Annotated in this window: 29 protein-coding genes and 1 pseudogene; 3 read left to right on the top strand and 27 right to left on the bottom strand. The window is 35.0% G+C overall.

Features of this window, described 5'->3' with window-relative positions:
* From CCZ01_RS10465 to flgB, 12 genes and pseudogenes are all read right to left on the bottom strand, one after another.
* Positions 1–219: pseudogene (locus tag CCZ01_RS10465) on the bottom strand (Fic/DOC family protein); the annotation flags it as partial.
* Positions 216–449, bottom strand: coding sequence for a hypothetical protein (locus tag CCZ01_RS08015; protein ID WP_112052701.1), 234 nt, complete (start codon positions 447–449; stop codon positions 216–218). The pseudogene CCZ01_RS10465 and the gene CCZ01_RS08015, both read right to left, overlap by 4 nt.
* 56 nt (positions 450–505) lie before the next feature.
* The gene (locus CCZ01_RS08010; protein WP_112052700.1) at positions 506–721 is read right to left on the bottom strand and encodes a zeta toxin family protein; all 216 of its coding nucleotides are present in this window, start codon (positions 719–721) and stop codon (positions 506–508) included.
* Positions 708–920, bottom strand: coding sequence for a hypothetical protein (locus CCZ01_RS08005; RefSeq protein WP_112052699.1), 213 nt, complete (start codon positions 918–920; stop codon positions 708–710). The genes CCZ01_RS08010 and CCZ01_RS08005 overlap by 14 nt, the downstream gene beginning before the upstream one ends.
* A 55-nt stretch (positions 921–975) precedes the next feature.
* Complete coding sequence (locus CCZ01_RS08000; protein ID WP_112052698.1) at positions 976–1,188, bottom strand: zeta toxin family protein; 213 nt, start codon at positions 1,186–1,188, stop codon at positions 976–978.
* Positions 1,175–1,387, bottom strand: a complete 213-nt coding sequence (locus CCZ01_RS07995) for a hypothetical protein (protein ID WP_112052697.1) — start codon at positions 1,385–1,387, stop codon at positions 1,175–1,177. Before CCZ01_RS07995 ends, CCZ01_RS08000 begins: the two co-directional genes overlap by 14 nt.
* On the bottom strand, positions 1,354–1,524 hold the full coding sequence (locus CCZ01_RS07990) for a hypothetical protein (RefSeq protein ID WP_181566370.1): 171 nt from the start codon (positions 1,522–1,524) through the stop codon (positions 1,354–1,356). The genes CCZ01_RS07995 and CCZ01_RS07990 overlap by 34 nt, the downstream gene beginning before the upstream one ends.
* A 244-nt stretch (positions 1,525–1,768) precedes the next feature.
* Positions 1,769–2,221, bottom strand: coding sequence for an acyl-CoA thioesterase (locus CCZ01_RS07985; protein ID WP_112052695.1), 453 nt, complete (start codon positions 2,219–2,221; stop codon positions 1,769–1,771).
* 148 nt (positions 2,222–2,369) lie between these two features.
* Positions 2,370–4,013, bottom strand: a complete 1,644-nt coding sequence (locus CCZ01_RS07980) for a peptidoglycan D,D-transpeptidase FtsI family protein (protein WP_258437076.1) — start codon at positions 4,011–4,013, stop codon at positions 2,370–2,372.
* 135 nt (positions 4,014–4,148) lie between these two features.
* Positions 4,149–4,481, bottom strand: a complete 333-nt coding sequence (gene fliE, locus CCZ01_RS11015) for a flagellar hook-basal body complex protein FliE (protein WP_112052693.1) — start codon at positions 4,479–4,481, stop codon at positions 4,149–4,151.
* 126 nt (positions 4,482–4,607) lie between these two features.
* Complete coding sequence (flgC, locus tag CCZ01_RS07970; protein ID WP_112052692.1) at positions 4,608–5,102, bottom strand: flagellar basal body rod protein FlgC; 495 nt, start codon at positions 5,100–5,102, stop codon at positions 4,608–4,610.
* Positions 5,103–5,118: 16 nt separating this feature from the next.
* Positions 5,119–5,565 (bottom strand): flagellar basal body rod protein FlgB, encoded by a 447-nt coding sequence (gene flgB, locus CCZ01_RS07965; RefSeq protein ID WP_112052691.1) that lies wholly within the window; start codon positions 5,563–5,565, stop codon positions 5,119–5,121.
* A gap of 357 nt (positions 5,566–5,922) precedes the next feature.
* Here flgB and CCZ01_RS07960 point away from each other — a divergent pair, with 357 nt between their 5' ends.
* Both CCZ01_RS07960 and CCZ01_RS10860 read left to right on the top strand, forming a co-directional pair.
* Positions 5,923–7,089, top strand: coding sequence for an FtsW/RodA/SpoVE family cell cycle protein (locus CCZ01_RS07960; protein ID WP_181566371.1), 1,167 nt, complete (start codon positions 5,923–5,925; stop codon positions 7,087–7,089).
* 14 nt (positions 7,090–7,103) lie between these two features.
* Positions 7,104–7,226: a hypothetical protein gene (locus CCZ01_RS10860; protein ID WP_258437073.1), complete on the top strand. Its 123-nt coding sequence runs from the start codon at positions 7,104–7,106 to the stop codon at positions 7,224–7,226.
* Positions 7,227–7,450: 224 nt separating this feature from the next.
* Here CCZ01_RS10860 and CCZ01_RS07955 read toward each other — a convergent pair whose 3' ends face one another.
* From CCZ01_RS07955 to CCZ01_RS07900, 12 genes are read right to left on the bottom strand one after another with little or no spacing between them, the layout of a single operon-like run.
* Positions 7,451–8,710 (bottom strand): tyrosine-type recombinase/integrase, encoded by a 1,260-nt coding sequence (locus CCZ01_RS07955; protein WP_112052689.1) that lies wholly within the window; start codon positions 8,708–8,710, stop codon positions 7,451–7,453.
* Complete coding sequence (locus CCZ01_RS07950; RefSeq protein WP_112052688.1) at positions 8,685–9,095, bottom strand: single-stranded DNA-binding protein; 411 nt, start codon at positions 9,093–9,095, stop codon at positions 8,685–8,687. Before CCZ01_RS07950 ends, CCZ01_RS07955 begins: the two co-directional genes overlap by 26 nt.
* 1 nt (position 9,096) lies before the next feature.
* Entirely contained in the window at positions 9,097–9,411 is a 315-nt protein-coding gene (locus CCZ01_RS07945) for a hypothetical protein (protein ID WP_112052687.1), read from the bottom strand.
* 10 nt (positions 9,412–9,421) lie between these two features.
* Positions 9,422–9,709, bottom strand: a complete 288-nt coding sequence (locus tag CCZ01_RS07940; RefSeq protein ID WP_112052686.1) for a hypothetical protein — start codon at positions 9,707–9,709, stop codon at positions 9,422–9,424.
* Positions 9,678–10,100: a hypothetical protein gene (locus CCZ01_RS07935; protein WP_112052685.1), complete on the bottom strand. Its 423-nt coding sequence runs from the start codon at positions 10,098–10,100 to the stop codon at positions 9,678–9,680. Before CCZ01_RS07935 ends, CCZ01_RS07940 begins: the two co-directional genes overlap by 32 nt.
* 1 nt (position 10,101) lies before the next feature.
* Positions 10,102–11,154, bottom strand: coding sequence for a winged helix-turn-helix domain-containing protein (locus CCZ01_RS07930; RefSeq protein ID WP_112052684.1), 1,053 nt, complete (start codon positions 11,152–11,154; stop codon positions 10,102–10,104).
* Positions 11,151–11,327, bottom strand: a complete 177-nt coding sequence (locus CCZ01_RS07925) for a helix-turn-helix domain-containing protein (RefSeq protein WP_112052683.1) — start codon at positions 11,325–11,327, stop codon at positions 11,151–11,153. Before CCZ01_RS07925 ends, CCZ01_RS07930 begins: the two co-directional genes overlap by 4 nt.
* On the bottom strand, positions 11,328–11,510 hold the full coding sequence (locus CCZ01_RS07920; RefSeq protein ID WP_112052682.1) for a helix-turn-helix domain-containing protein: 183 nt from the start codon (positions 11,508–11,510) through the stop codon (positions 11,328–11,330).
* Complete coding sequence (locus CCZ01_RS07915; RefSeq protein ID WP_112052681.1) at positions 11,500–11,787, bottom strand: hypothetical protein; 288 nt, start codon at positions 11,785–11,787, stop codon at positions 11,500–11,502. Before CCZ01_RS07915 ends, CCZ01_RS07920 begins: the two co-directional genes overlap by 11 nt.
* Positions 11,784–12,071, bottom strand: a complete 288-nt coding sequence (locus CCZ01_RS07910) for a hypothetical protein (RefSeq protein ID WP_112052680.1) — start codon at positions 12,069–12,071, stop codon at positions 11,784–11,786. The genes CCZ01_RS07915 and CCZ01_RS07910 overlap by 4 nt, the downstream gene beginning before the upstream one ends.
* Positions 12,064–12,345, bottom strand: coding sequence for a hypothetical protein (locus CCZ01_RS07905; protein ID WP_112052679.1), 282 nt, complete (start codon positions 12,343–12,345; stop codon positions 12,064–12,066). The genes CCZ01_RS07910 and CCZ01_RS07905 overlap by 8 nt, the downstream gene beginning before the upstream one ends.
* Positions 12,338–13,129, bottom strand: a complete 792-nt coding sequence (locus CCZ01_RS07900; RefSeq protein ID WP_112052678.1) for a phage antirepressor — start codon at positions 13,127–13,129, stop codon at positions 12,338–12,340. The genes CCZ01_RS07905 and CCZ01_RS07900 overlap by 8 nt, the downstream gene beginning before the upstream one ends.
* A 264-nt stretch (positions 13,130–13,393) precedes the next feature.
* Here CCZ01_RS07900 and CCZ01_RS07895 point away from each other — a divergent pair, with 264 nt between their 5' ends.
* On the top strand, positions 13,394–13,600 hold the full coding sequence (locus tag CCZ01_RS07895) for a hypothetical protein (protein WP_112052677.1): 207 nt from the start codon (positions 13,394–13,396) through the stop codon (positions 13,598–13,600).
* 201 nt (positions 13,601–13,801) lie between these two features.
* Here the strand turns inward: CCZ01_RS07895 and mnmE are convergent, their stop codons facing one another.
* The 3 genes from mnmE to yidC are packed head-to-tail and all read right to left on the bottom strand — an operon-like array spanning position 13,802 to position 17,923.
* Positions 13,802–15,163, bottom strand: coding sequence for a tRNA uridine-5-carboxymethylaminomethyl(34) synthesis GTPase MnmE (gene mnmE / locus CCZ01_RS07890; RefSeq protein ID WP_112052676.1), 1,362 nt, complete (start codon positions 15,161–15,163; stop codon positions 13,802–13,804).
* A gap of 14 nt (positions 15,164–15,177) precedes the next feature.
* Positions 15,178–16,269 carry a Jag N-terminal domain-containing protein gene (locus CCZ01_RS07885; RefSeq protein WP_112052675.1) on the bottom strand — a complete coding sequence of 364 codons (1,092 nt, stop codon included), beginning with the start codon at positions 16,267–16,269 and terminating at the stop codon, positions 15,178–15,180.
* Positions 16,256–17,923, bottom strand: coding sequence for a membrane protein insertase YidC (gene yidC, locus CCZ01_RS07880; protein ID WP_112052674.1), 1,668 nt, complete (start codon positions 17,921–17,923; stop codon positions 16,256–16,258). Before yidC ends, CCZ01_RS07885 begins: the two co-directional genes overlap by 14 nt.
* Between the last annotated feature and the right edge of the window lie 5 nt (positions 17,924–17,928).

The raw sequence follows: 17,928 nt of genomic DNA, 5'->3' as shown, positions 1-17,928 counted from the left end.
CTTTAACTCAAACCGATCTTTTCCTGCCCAAGTAAAAATATCTTGAAAGATATATTTGTGAATATCTTTCAAGTGTTGGTAGTCAAAGTTGCCTTGAATAGATTCTTGATTCAGATCTTTCATTCTTAGAGAAGTATACTTTCTAGCAACCTTTTCAAATTCTACTAAATCAGATATTCCCAGCTTATTATGAGTAATTAATTCTTCAAAGTAACTCATAATTCACCTTTATCTCTTAATCTTTGTATCATTTCATCTGCTGTTAAATTCTCGGTGTCCATTTCTATAAGAGAGATTATATCGCTCTCATTGAGAAATATATCTTCTATAGCATGGTTTCCTATAATGGATACATTTTGTTCATACTGATCTTGTGTAATTTGACCTTTATATTTATCCAATATCGCTAAACTTTCTTCTAAGCTATACACTTCTGGATATTTTTGCATATTCTCTCCTTTAAAATGCGACTTGCCATCGCTTCGTATGTATCTCTTTTGTAAATCTAAACCTTTTTCTTGCCCTTTAGTAAATCATCAGCATTAATCACAACAACATTTCCTTGTAATTGTTCCTTTACCTTTTGAATCAAAGCAGATTTACCCGCTCCTGGTTGCCCCCCTAATACAAAACCTTTAGGGTTTTGTTGATGTGGGGTAACTAAAGGGTTTGCACTGCCAATTTCCTGTTCCCATATTCTTTCAAACTCATTGCTGTTCATATTTTACTCTTATAGCTCTAATTCTTTCAAGCATAGCTTGGTAATCAATATCTTCTGGATTAGTCATTATTATTTCATCCCATAACAAGTGCATATTTCTTAAATCCTGTTCTATTTCTGTCGTATATTCCAAATTCATTGTAAGATGCCCAATATGTGCATATTCTAAAAGCACATCTTTTTCCATAAATGTTGCCATATTCTCTCCTTTAAAATGCGACTGCCATCGCTTCGTATGTATCTCTTTTGTAAATCTAAACCCTTTTCTTGCCCTTTAGTAAATCATCAGCATTAATCACAACAACATTTCCTTGCAATTGTTCCTTTACCTTTTGAATCAAAGCAGATTTACCCGCTCCGGGTTGCCCCCCTAATACAAAACCTTTAGGGTTTTGTTGATGTGGGGTAGCAATGGTTTTATTAATAATTTCTTTTTTCCATATTCTTTCAAGTTCATTGCTGTTCATATTTTACTCTTATAACTCTAATTCTTTCAAGCATAGCTTGGTAATCAATATCTTCTGGATTAGTCATTAATATCTCATTCCATAGCAAACCCACTTCCTTTAAATCCTGTTCTATTTCTGGAGTATCTTCCAAATTCATTGTAAGATACCCAATGTTTGCATACTCTAAAAGCACATCTTTTTCCATAAATGTTGCCATATTCTCTCCTTTAAAATGCGACTTGCCATCGCTTCATTGAAAGTAAGATTAGATCTCGTCATCAATTCCAAATCTTTGCCCGTTGTATCTTCGGGAACTTGACTAAGTTGAATAACTGCTTTTAATTTACTCTTCATTGCTTGATATTCCTCAAATTTTTTATTTTTAACTAAAAAATAAATTATAAAATACATTTGAAAGATTCAACAATTTTTTATCATATCTCTATGTATTCAACCCTTAAAATGACATAAATTTCATTTCTACTCCCTTAGCAACGCCATAATAAACTCTACACTATTTATTCCTTCATAATACACATCTCACACAAAACATAAAAACAAAACTTTTCAAAGATATTTGCTTACAACCAAACAAAAGCTATTGTTTCTTCGCCAAACGTTGTTCTCTCCTGATTCTCCCCTCTTCAAAACGTCTTTTCTCTTCATCAGTTTGTGGCTCTAATTGCGGAATGGGGCATGGCTTTCCATCTGAATCTTTTGCAACCATTGTTATTAAACAAGTATTTGTATGCACACTAAAACGTTTTTGTACATCTTCTGCAACAACTTTAATTCCAATCTCCATAGAAGTTTTACCCGTAAAATTCACAGAAGCGATAAAATTCATCAGGCTACCAACTTTAATAGGTTGCCTAAACAAAACTTGATCAACAGATAAAGTAACAGCATAATGACCACAAAAACGGGCTGCACAAGCGTAAGCAACCTGATCAAGAATCTTTAGTAATTCGCCCCCATGCACAACACCAGCAAAATTTGCCATAGGGGGTGTCGCAAGAATCCGCATAACAAGAGTGTGAAAATTTTCCATAATAAGAAACTCCTTTGTAAGATTATCTCGCCTATAACCCTACCATATTTTAGCTAAAAATCCCTTGTTTATGTTTTAAAAAGTTTCTTTTTATTTAAAATGTTACCATTATTCACTTTTGTTACCATAAAAGCATTATTTATATCTATTAGGGTGATACAGAAGATGCGTGCAAATAGCGCTCACTCATCAATAACTCAACAATTTTTTTATACACAGGAACTGCGGTTCGTGCGGAAAAATAAGCCTCCTGCGTATTAGGCTCTAAAACAACAACGCCGATTGTATAGCGAGAAATTGGGTCAGCTGCAAAACCAAAAAAAGAGCTATTATAACGATTTACATAACGTCCATTCTCAGCAATATGAGCAGTTCCTGTTTTACCGCCCACAACAACACCGTTCACAGCTGCACCTCTACCCGTTCCTTTTTGTACTGTTTTAATCAACATATCTTGCAAAATAATTGCATTTTCCTTGCGAATCACCTGAATCGGTTCTGGATGTTTAATTGGATATTGTAAATCATTAGAATCAATGAGAAATTCCGCAATATAAGGAGAATGCGTTAAGCCATTGTTGGTAATAATATTATAAGCTTTTAACATTTGAATAAAAGTGCTTTGCAAACCATACCCATAAGCCACTGTTGCCTTATAAAGCTGATTATTGAACATTGCTGGAGTTGGAATCTTGCCCACTTGCTCATAAGGTAAATCAATGCCACTTAATTCTGAAAAACCAATATGCTTTAATCCATCATAATACTGTATAGGCGAAAGTTTCTGTGCAATTTGTGCCATACCGATATTACTAGAAAATATCATAATATCTTCTGCATTTGCCTCTTTCATACTATGTGTATCTGTGATAACAGAATCTCCAATGCGATAGCGTCCACCATACAAAGGAAATCGTTCTTTAAAGTCAAGTAAGTTATTTTCTAAGAGAATCGCATAAATAAGGGGTTTCACAATACTACCTGGTTCAAAGGCGTATTCAACAGCTGAAACATTCAGATGAGAATAAATATCTTGTGTGATATTATTTGGATCAAATCGCTTTGTTGTTGCTAAGGCAAGGATCTTACCACTTTCTGCATCCATAATCCCTGCTATCACTTCCTTTGCACCGATTCTTTGATTCTCCTCATCTAAAAGCCGCTCAATCTTTTTTTGTAGCTTTAAAGGGACACTTAATGATAAGCTATAGCCATCGCTACGTTCGCGATAAAAAGCTTCACGATTCAAAATTAAATTAAAACCAATGTCCCTCGCTCCCTCCATTCTACCATTCGCTAGAGGTTCAAGTTCACCATTATAAGAACCTTCTATACCCTTAACCCCGCTTACCTTCGTTATTTTTGCTTCCTCTGTTTTGCGAACATAACCAATTAATGGCTCCATGGAATTCTCATACAAATAGTCTCTTTTTTCTCCACTCTCTAAGATAGACAATCCATACTTAAAAACACGTCCTTGATTATCTTCATACTCACGAAAAACATTGTAAAGATTCAAGGTATAAACAAGTTGTTTCAAATTCGCCGCCGTCTTAGAATCTAGATTATAAGACAAAACAACATTACCTTTTTTCTTAAGTCTTTCTCGGATTTGTGTTCTAGGGATTTTAGAGTAAATAGAAAAGAGATTAACGAATAATTCTTCTTTTTGGGGATCAATATTATAAGTGTTCACTATCGCCTTGTAAAGTTTCTTGCTTGACGCAAGCATAAAACCATCGCTACTATAGATAGATCCACGAATCGCACTCTCGATGCGAAAGCTTCGCAATGCAGGAAGCTTCCTCTCACTATAATTCACATAGATTAAGGAAGCAATAAACAACAAAAAGCACACCAGCAAAAGAGCGTATAGAACAACTACTTTGCCTATGCGTACACTAGAACCCTCCATAAGCAATAATAACTATATCTGGGTCCTTAAAATCTCTTTGTATGCACTGATTGCTTTATTACGAACTTCGAGCATCAATTTCATACTATTTTCCGCCTTACCAATCGCAATTGCTGCTTGATGGAGATCCTTAACCTGACCAGTAGCAACATCCGCCAACGCCTGTTCACTCTGTTGTTGCTTTGTATTCACTTCATCAACAGCTTGCTTAAGAACGCTCGCAAAACTTTTATCAAGAGGAGCGTCATTGATGGGAAACCTTTGCGGAGCTGCTCCACCAATAGGCGTAACGGGTGTAATTGGATTAAATGGTGCTATCTGACCAAATTTATTAATATCCGCCATAATAGACTCCTTGTCATTTTTTATAAGCCTTCTTAAATCCTAAAAGCCTCATTTTCTATATCGTCACTCTTTTTAAAATCATTAACGATATTATAGAAACTTTAACCTGTAACTAGCCTGAAACCACTACGCTTGGAACATAGTCAATGCTGTACTGCTAATATTTTTTGCACTCTGAAATGCTGCAACATTCGCTTGATAAGCTCTTGTAGTTTCAATAAGATTAGACATTTCAACAACCGGATTAATGTTTGGATAAGCCACATAACCCTCACTATTTGCATCTGGATGATGTGGCTCATACTTCATTCTAGGTTCTGTATCATCTCGCACAATCTTATCAATATACACACTCATAATTGCTGGCTTAGGCTCTTGCCCCCACTCATCTTCATCAAGAGGATCTTCATATTTGAGTAGATTGTTATCCTTACCTAACTTCTCATTCAAGACTTTATCAAAATCAAACGCTTTAAAAATAACATCTTTACGACGATAAGGTCCACCCTCATCTGTCCTTGTTGTGTTTGCATTTGCAATGTTACTTGAAATCATATTAAGTCTTACACGTTGTGAAGACAAACCATAGCCACTAATATCAAAACTAGACATAAAAGACATACTCTACCTCCTACCCTTATAAAGAACGGCTTGATTCAATTGCATAGGAGTAAATCCCACCATGCTTCTTTAGAGACCCTACAATGGCTTGATACATTACAGAGTTCTTTCCCATCTCGCTGGTTTCTACATCAAGATCCACGCTGTTACCATCGTTTCTTGCTAAGTGTCCATCGCGATAGAATATTGTGCTCTTGTCATCTCTTGGACCTGTCGGATCAAGATGACGACCATCAGCCTTCCCTAGCATTAGCTTCTTGTTAGGTGCATAGTTAAGCAGTTCGTGTGCCTTCTTTGCTAACACTTGCTCAAAATTCACATCTTTAGGGCGATACATCGGTGTATCAACATTCGCGATATTACTTGCTATCAAGTCCTGTCTTAAGGAACGATAATCAAGTGCCTTATATGCTACTTCTCTAGCTTTAGAGTAGCTAAAGATACTCTCTGCTTTACTAATCATTTTAAAGTCCTTTTCTTGCAAATCTCTAATACAACAGATCAAAGCAAGAATAGTTCCACTTTTGCTCTTTTTAGATTTAAAAAACAATAATTTTTCAATTTTTTTGAAAAATTACCTCAAAGACCTCCATCAAAAGAAATCCTTAGAGGATATTTAAAAGAGAATTTGTATGACTCTTTTGTCCTTCAAAATGTGCATTTCAGAGTATACCCATAAAATTTTAGCATATTTTCGGCTATTTAGGTATAATACTTAAAAATTTTACACAATTCTATTAAAATCCATAGAATCAAAACTCTATACAAGCTATTTTTTATTAAAATTACACTTCCAAAACAATAAAAATTAAGGGATAACATATTGATTGACAGAACTCTTTTTGTACTTACCTCAACCGCCATATTAATCGGCATTCTTGCATCTTATTCTTTATCTGCATACACAATTTTATATTTTGAATACGGACAGTTTCATTTTTTTATACGCCAACTTATTTCTGGCATTATTGGAATTACCTTAATGTGGCTTATTTCACGCGGAAATCCAGATAGCCTTGTTAAGAATATAGGTTTCTTACTCTTTTTTGTTTGTATGGTTTTAATGCTTGTAATGCATTTTCTCCCTGAAAGCCTCGCAACAAGTGCAGGAGGTGCAAAAAGATGGATTCGCTTTCCCTTTTTTTCTCTCTCCCCTGTAGAATTTTTTAAAATTGGTTTCATCTTTTTTTTAGCATGGAGTTTTGCACGCAAATATGATGAAACAGATTCAATAAAGGAGTTTAAAGAAGAATTCAGAATCTTTCTTCCCTATGGTATTTTATTGATTATTCTAGGCTTTTTAATTGCAATTTTACAGAATGATTTAGGACAAATCTTTCTTTTAGGAATCACATTTGTCCTAATGCTGCTTTGTGCGGGTGGGAGCTTTAAGCTCTTTTTCTCTTTGCTTTTTGGTGCAATTTTTGCTGTATTTATCTTGATTGTGAGTAGTGACCATCGTATCTTGCGCATTAAACAATGGTGGGCAATCTCGCAAAAATTTATCCTCTCAATTTTACCTGAATGGTTTGCTGCTCCTCTTAGAGTAGAAAATCTTCCTGAACCCTATCAAATTCAGCATTCTTTAAATGCAATTCAAAATGGCGGATTCTTTGGTGAAGGTTTAGGTAATGGACTTATTAAGCTTGGCTTTTTAAGTGAAGTGCATACTGATATTGTATTAGCGGGAATTGCTGAAGAAGTAGGTTTGTTTGGATTAATCTTATGTGTCATTCTATTTCTAGCTATTATTTATCGCATATTCCGCATTGCAAATCGTAGTCAAAGTCAAGTTTCATACCTCTTTTGTATAGGTATAGGCTTAATGCTTGGATTCTCCTTCTTGATTAATGCCTATGGAATTTCTGGTTTAACCCCCATCAAAGGAATTGCCGTACCTTTCTATAGTTATGGCGGAAGCTCTCTTATTGCAAATTGTATTGCGATTGGCTTAGTACTTTGCATTAGTAAAAAAACTCTACCTTAATCAAGGAAAATTCTATGGAACCTATGTATTTTGGTGCGGGAGCAATCATCGTTCTTTATATTGCCTTTTTATTCTACATGCATCGAGATTTTTTAGAACTCTACCAAAAACGCAAAAATAAAAGAAAAAAGCGATAATTGTAAAAATAAGATTCCTAAAAAACCTCATCTTTAATCTCTCTTTAACAGATAGAGCAAAATTTCTATAAGTAATATCGCTCTTAGGAGCAGAGTAAAGAAAGCTAGATTCTAAGAATAATGCAGAATCTCAAATCTATCCTATTCCCACAAACCCCTATCTATGCCTTTTCTAAGAAGCTAAACTCCGCTTGTGCCATTTTTGTGCCAATCCTGTGTTTTTTTCAACACAGAATGTTTTTTGCGTGGTTTTTCTCTGAATCCACTTCAAAGCAACTCAACACATTCCCAAAACTCTCACTCACAAAAGACGCCTTTTGCGTATTTGAAGTCGGGACATACTTCGCATAATGAGAAAATGTAACCCGCAAATCTGAATGTCCAAGCATTCTCTGCACCCACATTACATTTTCACCTTTGCTTATCATCAAACTTGCAAAAGTATGCCTTGTCTGATAAACATTGCGATAAGCAATGCCACTATCTTGTAAAATCTTGCACCACAATCGGCGAATAGAACCTGTGCCACTTAACATTTTTCCATATTTGGTGCAAAAGCAAAAATCGCTATTTGATTCTTCCTTAAGCCTTTTCAAAGCACTTTCCACAATCGGAAGCATATCAATCTGCCTTTCTTTGCCTGTTTTTGTCGTGCTTAACTCGCCTTTGTAAACAGATGACTTGACAAGAATCGTTTTGTTGGTAAAATCCACGCAATCCCATTGCAAAGCAAGTAGCTCACCTGTCCGCATTCCTGTGAAAAATGCGGTTACGATAAATGCCCTCTCAAGGCTATTTTCACAACTTTCAATCATCAAGCTCATTTCTCGCTCTGTGAATGGCTCTACAGATTTGCGTATCACTTTCATCGTTCTAACCGCTTTCATCGGATTTTCTGCAATGATTTTCTCTCTCACCGCCTCGTTAAGAAATAGGTTGAGCAATATTTTGACATTCTTTACCATCGCTGCACCCAGCGCATTCCCATTTTTGTCTTTGAGAGAATGGATGAAGTCTCTGCAAACAGAGTAATCAATTTCATTGATTTTCAAATCCCCGATTTTACCCATGACATATGTCCTAAAGACTCTTTTTCTCATATCCAGTGTGCTTTTTTTGCACACTGTCTGCCAAATCTCAAACATTTTTTCGGCATATCTCTCCAATGTTAAAGAACCTCTACGTTCAATCTCTACCTTTGCTTTTGCAACCTTTTCCATACCTTCATTTGCGAGTATGTCCTGCAAAACATTCTGCCAATTTTCATCGCACCATCTCATATTCAAGGCGTTTGCCACCTTTCCTGTGGATTTTCTATAACGCACTCCTTGAATCGTTCCTGCGATATATATAATGCCATTTCTAGCATACACATGTTTGTATTTTTTCATCAAACCTACCTTTGTAAAAGGAGGCTGTAGGCTCTTTGATTCTAGCATTTTTCCGCTCCTTTCTTGCTTAAAATGGGATGTCTTCCTCATCATATTCAATCCTCACATTAGGGACTTGATGTTTTTGCACCTCTTTTTTATCGCTTTGCGCCTCTGTTGTTTTTGGCACAAACTCAAATGAGCTTAAAATCATCTTATGCTTTTGCCTTTTTTGTCCTTCAATATCATTCCATTGTTCTAGCTTAAGCTCTCCTCGCACAAAAATAGGACTGCCCTTTTTCAGATAATGAAAGATTGTATCTGCGTGAGCGCCAAATGCTGTGCATTCTAAGAAACAAGCCTCTTCAATGCTATTTCCGTTATCATCTTTACGTTTCTTGTTGCTCGCTAATTGCAAATTCAACATACTTTTTCCACTAGGTAATGTTTTTAGCTCCAAATTATGCGTAATCCTCGCTATACCGTTAATCTCAAACATATCAATCCTTTAAATCTTTTTTGTAGCAATCTGGCATTCCTTCTAAATCCTCATTCTCCTTGCCTCCACCAAACCATGCAACTTTGTAATATGAGCAACTTTTCACAAAGTCATCTTCGCTGATTGAAATTGGAATTTCAATGCCATTATGAATACCGCCTAAACGAACATATAGCCTGTCTTTGTAAGAGAGGATGAGAAATTCATCTTTGCCATCAATCACGCTCAAGCAGATAATCTCGCCTTTTTTGACTTCATTGTAAAGCTCCTTGTATCGACCTTCTTTGAAAATTGCTCTCATCTTTTCGTGTAACATTTTTTTTCCTTCACAATAAACTTAATGCACTCGCACGAATATAATACTTTCTTCCGCGTTTGAAAAAATCTTTTTGTGGTTCTATCCCTTTTGTTCTCCAAAGCTTTTGGTAAATGGCACTGCCACTGACGCCTTTTAGGATTGCTGCTTCTTTGATAGTTACCTCACAAACCGCCTTATCTAGCCTATTTTCGATAATCTGTAGCCTTTCTTCTATGCTAAAGACTGATTTTTGCAAAGAGATGAGTAATTGACCTAAACTCTGCTCATCTTGACAAATACGGATTCTTTTTGTCATCTGTCTTATTCCTTACAATTTCTATGAGTAAATCCTCATTCCAACCACTTTTGAGAATGTTTTTTAGCTCATCACTCTCAAGCATTACAATGCCGCCATATTCTATTCTCGCCTCTTTTACGCCCTTTAGTTTGCACATAAATAACGCATTATTGAGGCTTGTTAGCATATCGCCATAATAGTCTTTCAGCTCTCTTCGCACATAATGCCTAATGGCTTTGTAGTCAATCTTGAAAGAAATGATATTGTCCTCATCTCCAAAAATGCGTTGAGAGAATCGGTTTAGCGATGGATTGGGTAGCTTTCTTAGCTCCTCTTTGATTAATCTACGTTCTATCTCACCTGCTTCGCTTTTGTTGATGAGTTCTTGAAAAATTGCATTGATGTTCATTTTAGCTCCTTAACTCTTTGCAGTCTATCACTTCGAATGATTCTTTTGCTTGGTTTTGATAGAATTGCTTGACTATCTCTTTGTCGCTCTCTAAGAAAAAGAGATACAAAAGCGGTTTTTTCCAGCTTGAGTAATGAAAATTATCAACACAATAGATTTTTTCTCCATTAATCAAGTATGGACAATCCCTATTTTCCTCAAAATCCATATAACCATAGTTAAAACGCTCAAAAAGCGTTTTTTCTATCAAGTTAGACATATTTATCAACCTCGCTATTGTTTGTTGATTTTCGTGGCTTTTAGGGCTATTTATGGCAGTGTTTTGTTTAAGGGTGTTTGTTTGTTTGAAAACTCCCTGCCAACCATTCATCACTGAAAGTCTTAAAGTTTCAGAGGGTGAAAAGCCCTCATTTTCCCATACTTTAAGGCGTTTGAGAATCAAAAAAGCACCTCTTTTTGTGAGTTTTTTGCGAATCTCTTTGCGGTGGTTGCAAAATTCTTGCCACGCATTGCTCATATCTTTGTCTGCAAAGTCAAAATGATAGAGTAATTCAAAGGGTGAAAAGTTGTTGTTAGAAGGTATTTCATCAAACAAACTTTCTTTTTTAACTTTTTCTTTGTTAATATTATTTAACTCTAATTCATGATATTCTTGAGTATTATTAGTTAACTCTAGTTCACTGTTTAGTTTACTGAATATATTATTATTATATAATACATTATTGCGATTTTTTGCTTTTACCTCTGTATCATCGTATTTTACGATTGTTTGAGGGGTTTTGGCTGTGTTTGCTGGTGTGATGTTTGAAACTTGCATTTTTGCAAGATGATTACTTGCATTTTTGCAATGTTTTTTATTCTCAAAAAAATAAAAAATATTTAATTCTTTCAGCTTTTTTATTAGCCTATAATAATTTGCCTCATCAATTCCTAATCTTTTTGCTATTTCTTTATTAGAAATTTTAGGTTCTTTTTGTTTTACCTCCTGCACATACAGTGCAAAACCTGCTAATTTGTAGCCGTATTGTTCGCATATTTCTACATATGTTTTCATTTTTGCTCCTTTTGTATTTTATGGTAAATTCTTTGTAATTCACTGCTGTGAATAATGCGAATCTTGCCTTGTTTGTATGACTTTATCTTGCCTTTTCTTATCCAATTCCTAACCGTTTTTTCGTGGATTTCTAGGTATGCTGAAATTTCTCTGATAGTGTAAAATTCCTTCATCTAGCTTTCCTTATCCCAACGATTCCTTTTTCTAAAATGCACTAAATCGTCTTCTTTGATGATATAGCTTTTACCCACTTTCGTGGCGGGTAAAAGTCCTCGTTTGATGTGCTGCCTGATTGTTGTCGGATAAACTTTGCATAAAATAGCCGTTTCTCTTATGGATAGCCATTTAGTTTCCATTATCCTGCCTCCTTTTTTGTTTTAAAAAATCTATGATTTTTTCTAGTATCCCGTCTTTTTGGAGTTGAAAAAGGTAACTATAGAAAAATGAATTAGCTTTACCTAGTGAATCTTTTTCGCTTGTTAAAAAATCTAAAAGAGCGTAAAGATGTGTTTTCAATTCCAAATCTTCAATCTCTTCAAAATAAAAATCTCCAATCTCACTTGCAAGAATGAGTATTTTCAAAAAGCTTTCTGTTGCCTCATTCCATACTTTTTCGAATTCATTTTTAGTCATTTATACTCCTTTATTTGTTCTAAAAAATCTATGATTTTTTCTAGTGTCCCGTCTTTTTGGAGTTGAAGAACGTGGTTATTGAAAGTTAAATCAGTTTCAGCTAATAAACCTTCTGTATCCCTTCTTAAAATGCTCAAAATAGTGTAAGTATGTGCTCTCAAAGCAAAATCTTCAATCTCCCCAAAATAAAAATCATCAATCTCGTTCTCATTTGTAAGACTGACTATCTCTCTTAAGCTTTCTGATGCCTCATTCCATACTTTTTCGAATTCATTTTTAGTCATTTTTGCTCCTTTTTTGTTTTAAAAAATCTATGATTTTTTCTAGTATTCCGTCTTTTTGGAGTTGAAAAAGGTGGCTATCGAAAGTTAAATCAGTTTCAGCTAATAACCTTTTTCGCTTGTTAAAAAAATCTAAAAGAGCGTAAAGATGTGTTCTCGATTCCAAATCTTCAATCCCTTCAAAATAAAATTCCCCAATCTCCCTTGCAAGAATGTCTATCTCTATTAAGTTTTCTGATGCCTCATTCTGTTTTTTTTCGAATTCATTTCTAGTCATTTTTAGCTCCTTTCAACGCTTTGATAATTTTTTCAGCAAGGTATATCTGCCCTTTTCCTGTGATTTTTGTTGTGCTTTTTTGGAATGATTCCTTGTTGGTTTCAATCAGAGTGGTAGAAATTTCAAAAATACCCATTTTAATATACCTTTGATAAGGTAAATTATATTCTCTCCCTTTGCTTTTTATTAGGTATTTATTATTTCTTAGCCATTCAAAAAGCTTGTTTTTTCCAAAGATAATTCCTCTTTTTTCAAGCATTTTTGAGAATACGCCTACATTAACACTACTTTGAGAACATTCAACACCTTTAGCAAAGGCTAGATAACCCGCATTCTCTTTGATTTCTGTCTCTAGTTTCTGCCTCTCTTGCCTTTCTGTTTTGAGTTGCTCTATCAAAGTGATAGTAAAATCTGGATTTTCTAAAATCTGCTCCATTGTGTTTTTTGTCATATATGCTCCGTGTTTGCGGATACTGGGTAGAATCTCTCCTACAACCCATTGCCTAAATGGTTTTGCTTTGGGTTTGTCGCTTCGCATAAGGACAAAGTAGAGTTGTGGCTCTGTGATGAAGGTGGCTTGTTGAACACCGCCATTGGTTAATAAAGGGGCGGAAGTTAACTCCCCCCCTTCTCCAAACTCAATTTCTATCGCTTTTTTAACTTTATGAGGGCTACTCAATTCCAAAACCTTGCACACATCGCTTAAACAAAACAAAGGATTTTCATTATCTCCTGCAACCCTAACGCTTCCTAATTTTCCATTTTCAAATATTTGCAATTCCATTGAATTTTCCTTAAAAATTCATTATTAAAAACGCGTTTATATCCATAACCATAATTACAAGTTCATTTTAATGGTATCCTTTCCTTTCTATGAGTTAGTCATATCTCTTGTAAGAAAGTTACCCTTTAAATATAGTTCGTATTTTTATTTACTCCAAAACTTCAAAATTGACTTTTTACCATAAAATAAACATAAAAATGCCTTTTCACCCTTTAAAAATATCCAAACATTTTTATAGAATAAGAAAAAAAAAGGAGTAGGAAAATGTCAAAGATTCCACAATATGATTTATCGTTCATGCAACATACGCAAAACAACAAAGGAGCTTTACTAACTTTTGGTGAAGCAATGGAAAAATTGGGAATGGTTGCAAGAGAGAATACAGAACACGAGTATTTCAAAAATTATCGTGCAGAGAGACGAAAATTTGAAAAAGAAATACTAGCGTACAAAGAGGAGGCTAGAAGATGAAAAAAAATTAAAATGTATCATTAAAATGATAATTTTAGAGTTATTTAAAGAGTTTGTGAAAGAACTCTTTGAATTCATTTGAGATTAAAACCCTATTATCTTAGGATTTCCCCACTTAGTAGTTTCTCCTTAAAATATAGGAAAAATACGCTAGATTGTGAGGGATAGCTTATTTTTACAATAAATCCCTTCTCCCCCAATTCATTTTCCCAAACAAAAACGAGAAAACATTACATCAAATAATTCATCAACACAAAAAGGCTTCACAATATGTTCCAATGCTTCTATTGCAGCCCTAATATGAAATGAAAACAACTCTAACTCACCTTCTTGCAAGGGAACTTGCGACTCTCTTAACTCTTGTGCCATTATTCTGAAAGACTCAAGCTGACGATGAGAACTCAAAATTATCTCTGTGCTATAATTTTTCTTCTCTAAAATTTCGGATATAACCTTAATTAAAGGCTGTATCTTTCCATATTTTGCACTAATTTCAACTTGTTTATATACCGAAAAAACTTCTCTATCAATACAAACCTCGCAATCGCTTTTATTTAAGACAATCACGATAGATTCTGCAGGAATACGTCGCAATAATTCTAAAATTTCCTTATCTTCATCTTGTAATGGCTCTGAAGAATCAAATAGTGCAAGAATAATATCACTATTTTGCAAAATATCCTTACTACGATTCACGCCCTCTTGCTCAATTAAATCATCGCTCTGACGAATTCCTGCTGTATCCACCAAACGAATATGATGATGATTGAGTGTCATGCTCTCTTCAATGCTATCACGAGTTGTTCCGGGAACATCACTAATAATTGCACGATTCTTTAAAAGCATAGCATTCAAGAGAGAGCTTTTACCCGTATTTGGACGTCCAACAAAAGCAACCTGGAAGCCATTTTGATGATGCACAAATGAAGAAGAAGCTTGTAAAATACGTTCACTTGCAAAGATTTTATCAGCAATTTTTTCCTGAATAGAAGAAAGGATATTAGAGGGTAAATCCTCTTCAGCATAATCAATCACAACTTCTGAATGTGCAAGGAATTCCATTAATTCCTCACGCTCTTTCTGTATAAATTCTCTCAAGTCACCTTTTAATTGACGCATTAAAAGTTTTTGTGTTGCAATATCTTTAATATGTGTTATCTGTGCAATAGCCTCTGCTTGAGTAATATCAATGCGTCCATTCAAAAGTGCACGTTGGGTAAACTCCCCAGCCTTCGCAAGGCGAATAGGTATATCTCGCATAGAAAGAATTTCATCTAGAATCTGTTGCACGATGAAACTCCCCCCATGACACTGAACTTCTACCACATCTTCAGCAGTATAACTGCACGGAGATTGAAAATAAATTACAATCGCCTCATCAAGAATATCTCCTGCTGAATCATAAATCGTTTTCAAAGTTGCAAGACGCGGAACAATACTGTGTGAAGCCTCTAAACGACAAAGCCTCAACACAACAGGTAAAGCAAAGTCTCCACTAATTTTAATAACCGCTAAAGCCCCCATTCCTAATGGGGTACTAATCGCTACTATTGTATCATACAAGTTTAAACCTCATCTTAGCCCTTCAAAAATTCGTTCACAATCACATATTTTTCACCTTCCATATTATTACGAAAAGAAACATATTTGTTGGGAAATTCTATCCTTAATTGCCTTAATGCAATATGTGCCAAAACTCCATCAAGTGGACGCGTCTGCCCCTTTCCTGTCTCCCTAATACTTTCAACAATAGGTACTAGATAGCTTTGAATCATCTCTTCTTGATTTTTTAAAAACTCTGCAATTTCTAAACGAATCATAAAATTATATTTAGCATTAATCCAATTAAACAACATATACGAGAGTGCCTTATAGCGATAACCCTCTTTTCCTATTAAAAGTGCAGAATCTTCACCTTGAAACTCAATAAACAATGTCTGATAATCAAAAACACTCACCTGAATTGTATCCACTCGAAAAGGTGTTAAGGCAAATAATTCCTTTAATTCTTGTTCCACTTCCTTTGCAACTTCCTCAATAGATTGGGTATTTTTTAAACGACTTTCACCTGAATTCTCTTTTAAAGTATATGTAGCCTCTTGCACAACCATTTTATCTTCATGTTGCGTTGCTTGCTTAGACAAAGATGAATACGGCTCAATATGCACTTTTTCTTTTGCGGATTGGGTAGATGAAGAAGGTGAACACTGCTGTGAGGGTTCAGAAGAATCAGAGAAAAATTTATCAAAAATTCCGTCTTGCACTTGTGGCATATCATAATTATTTTGATTCAGCTTTGCTGAAGATTCCTGTATAGCAGATTGTGAACTACGAAAAGAGGGACTAACTTCCTGAGCTTTTTGCTTCATATCACCTTCTTTATCCAAAAAAGTTTTTGGCATCTCATAAGAATGCTTTAGTGATTCAGAAGTGGAATTACCGCGTGCAAGATGTGTCCGCTTTTCAATCTCTTCAAGTGGATTCTCTTCAATATGTTTTAGTATTTTTTTAACAGAAGCAATTATTATTGCATTCTTCTTACCTAAACCTAAAAAACCCTTAGAGGGTTCTTGCACTGTTTCATAGTCAATCTCTGCAACAGAAACTCCTAAAATCTCAGAGGCTTTAACAAGTGCCTCACTAATATTTGTTGCTTCAATTTTTTTCATCGTCTAATCCTTCTTGTTTATGTAAAAGTTTTTTTCTTGCTTCGACAATTTTGTTAATAATAAATTGCTGAACAATAGAGAAAAGATTACTTACAAACCAATACAGCACTAAGCCTGAAGGGAAAGTAATAAAAAATATCGTAAAAATAACAGGCAAATATTTAAAGACCTTTTCCTGCATTGGGTCTGTGAAACTCGTTGGCGTAATGTATTGTTGCAAGAACATTGAAGCTCCCATCAAAAGTGGCAATACAAAAAATGGATCCATCACAGACAAATCTGAAATCCATAAAATCCATTCCGCACCTTTCAATTCAATCGCGTTATAAAGTACGCGATAAATTGCAAAGAAAATAGGCATTTGTAGCAATAATGGTAGACAACCGCCCAAAGGATTCGCCCCGTGTTTACGATAAAGCTCCATCATTTGTGTTTGCATTTTTTGCGGATCTTCTTTATATTTTTGCTGAATCTCTTTCATTTTAGGTGCAATATCTTTAAATTTTTGCATCGACATCATCCCTTTATAGGTTAAAGGGAACAGAACAAGTCGCACAATAACAGTCAACAAAATAATTGCCCAGCCCCAATTCCCACAAATTCCATAAAGCCATTCTAAAAGCAAAAATAAAGGCTTTGCAAAGAAAGTGATGATTCCATATTCTACAACATCACCCAATAAAGGGTCAATTTGCACAAGTAGCTTATAGTCTTTAGGTCCAACATAACCCCCAAGCGAAATTTCCCCCTCAAAAGAGATAAAAGGAAGTGGATCACCGTTAGTATCTTTTTTAACTACTGCATTCAAAGAACTCGTCGTTTGTTCCGCTCCTGCTAAATATAAAATTGTACTGTAATAACGGTCTACGCTTGCTGTCACTGTTGCTTGAAATTGTTGTTCATCACTAACATCGCCATTTTCAAAAGTTGCAATACTGCCACCTCGTTCCTTAATAATGCTACCTTTAAAAACAAAGGCATCATTTTCAGCAACAGGACGTGCACCGGGAGTAACAAAAATAACTGAATCCAAAGTCGTCTTAACATTATCCTTTAAGCCTTGAATTTGAATTTCATAATGCCCATCAGAATAAAAAATCATTTCCTTTTGTATCACTAGATTCTCTGTTTGATTAAGAGTCTGTTGCAAAAGCACCCTTTGTGGCTCTCCTTCTGTAGTTTGGTGAAAGGAAACTAATCGATAAGGGTTAGCTGGAGAAAATGCTTCTTTTAAAAATTCCGAATTACTATAACGTAACTCTAAAGGACGTGCACGACTATTTAAATCTAAAATCGCTACTTCATTCCCTTGCTCATTCCGGTATCGCTCACCAATTAAATACACTTGTGCAATGCGTCCCATTGTATCAATCACTAAACGATAATCCTTAAATTTAACCTCAGTAAGAATATCAGAAGCACTGATTGTTTGGGCATTAGGAACACTAGGTGCATTAGAATCTGTATGAGAAATTGTTGGTGTTGTTGGTGTTGCAGCAACTGTCTTCATTGTGTCAAGCGGTTTAGTTAAATTTGTATCAATTTGCGGGGCTGGAGAAAAATAATAGCTATAAGGAATAAAAAAGAGGAGACAAACAACAACAGCTAAAATCATCCTAACTTGCGGACTTAAATTATTGATTTTATCAAGCACAGTAT

The organism is Helicobacter monodelphidis, assembly GCF_003288845.1.
Taxonomy (GTDB): Bacteria; Campylobacterota; Campylobacteria; order Campylobacterales; family Helicobacteraceae; genus NHYN01.
This window is presented reverse-complemented; position numbering and strand designations above follow the sequence as displayed.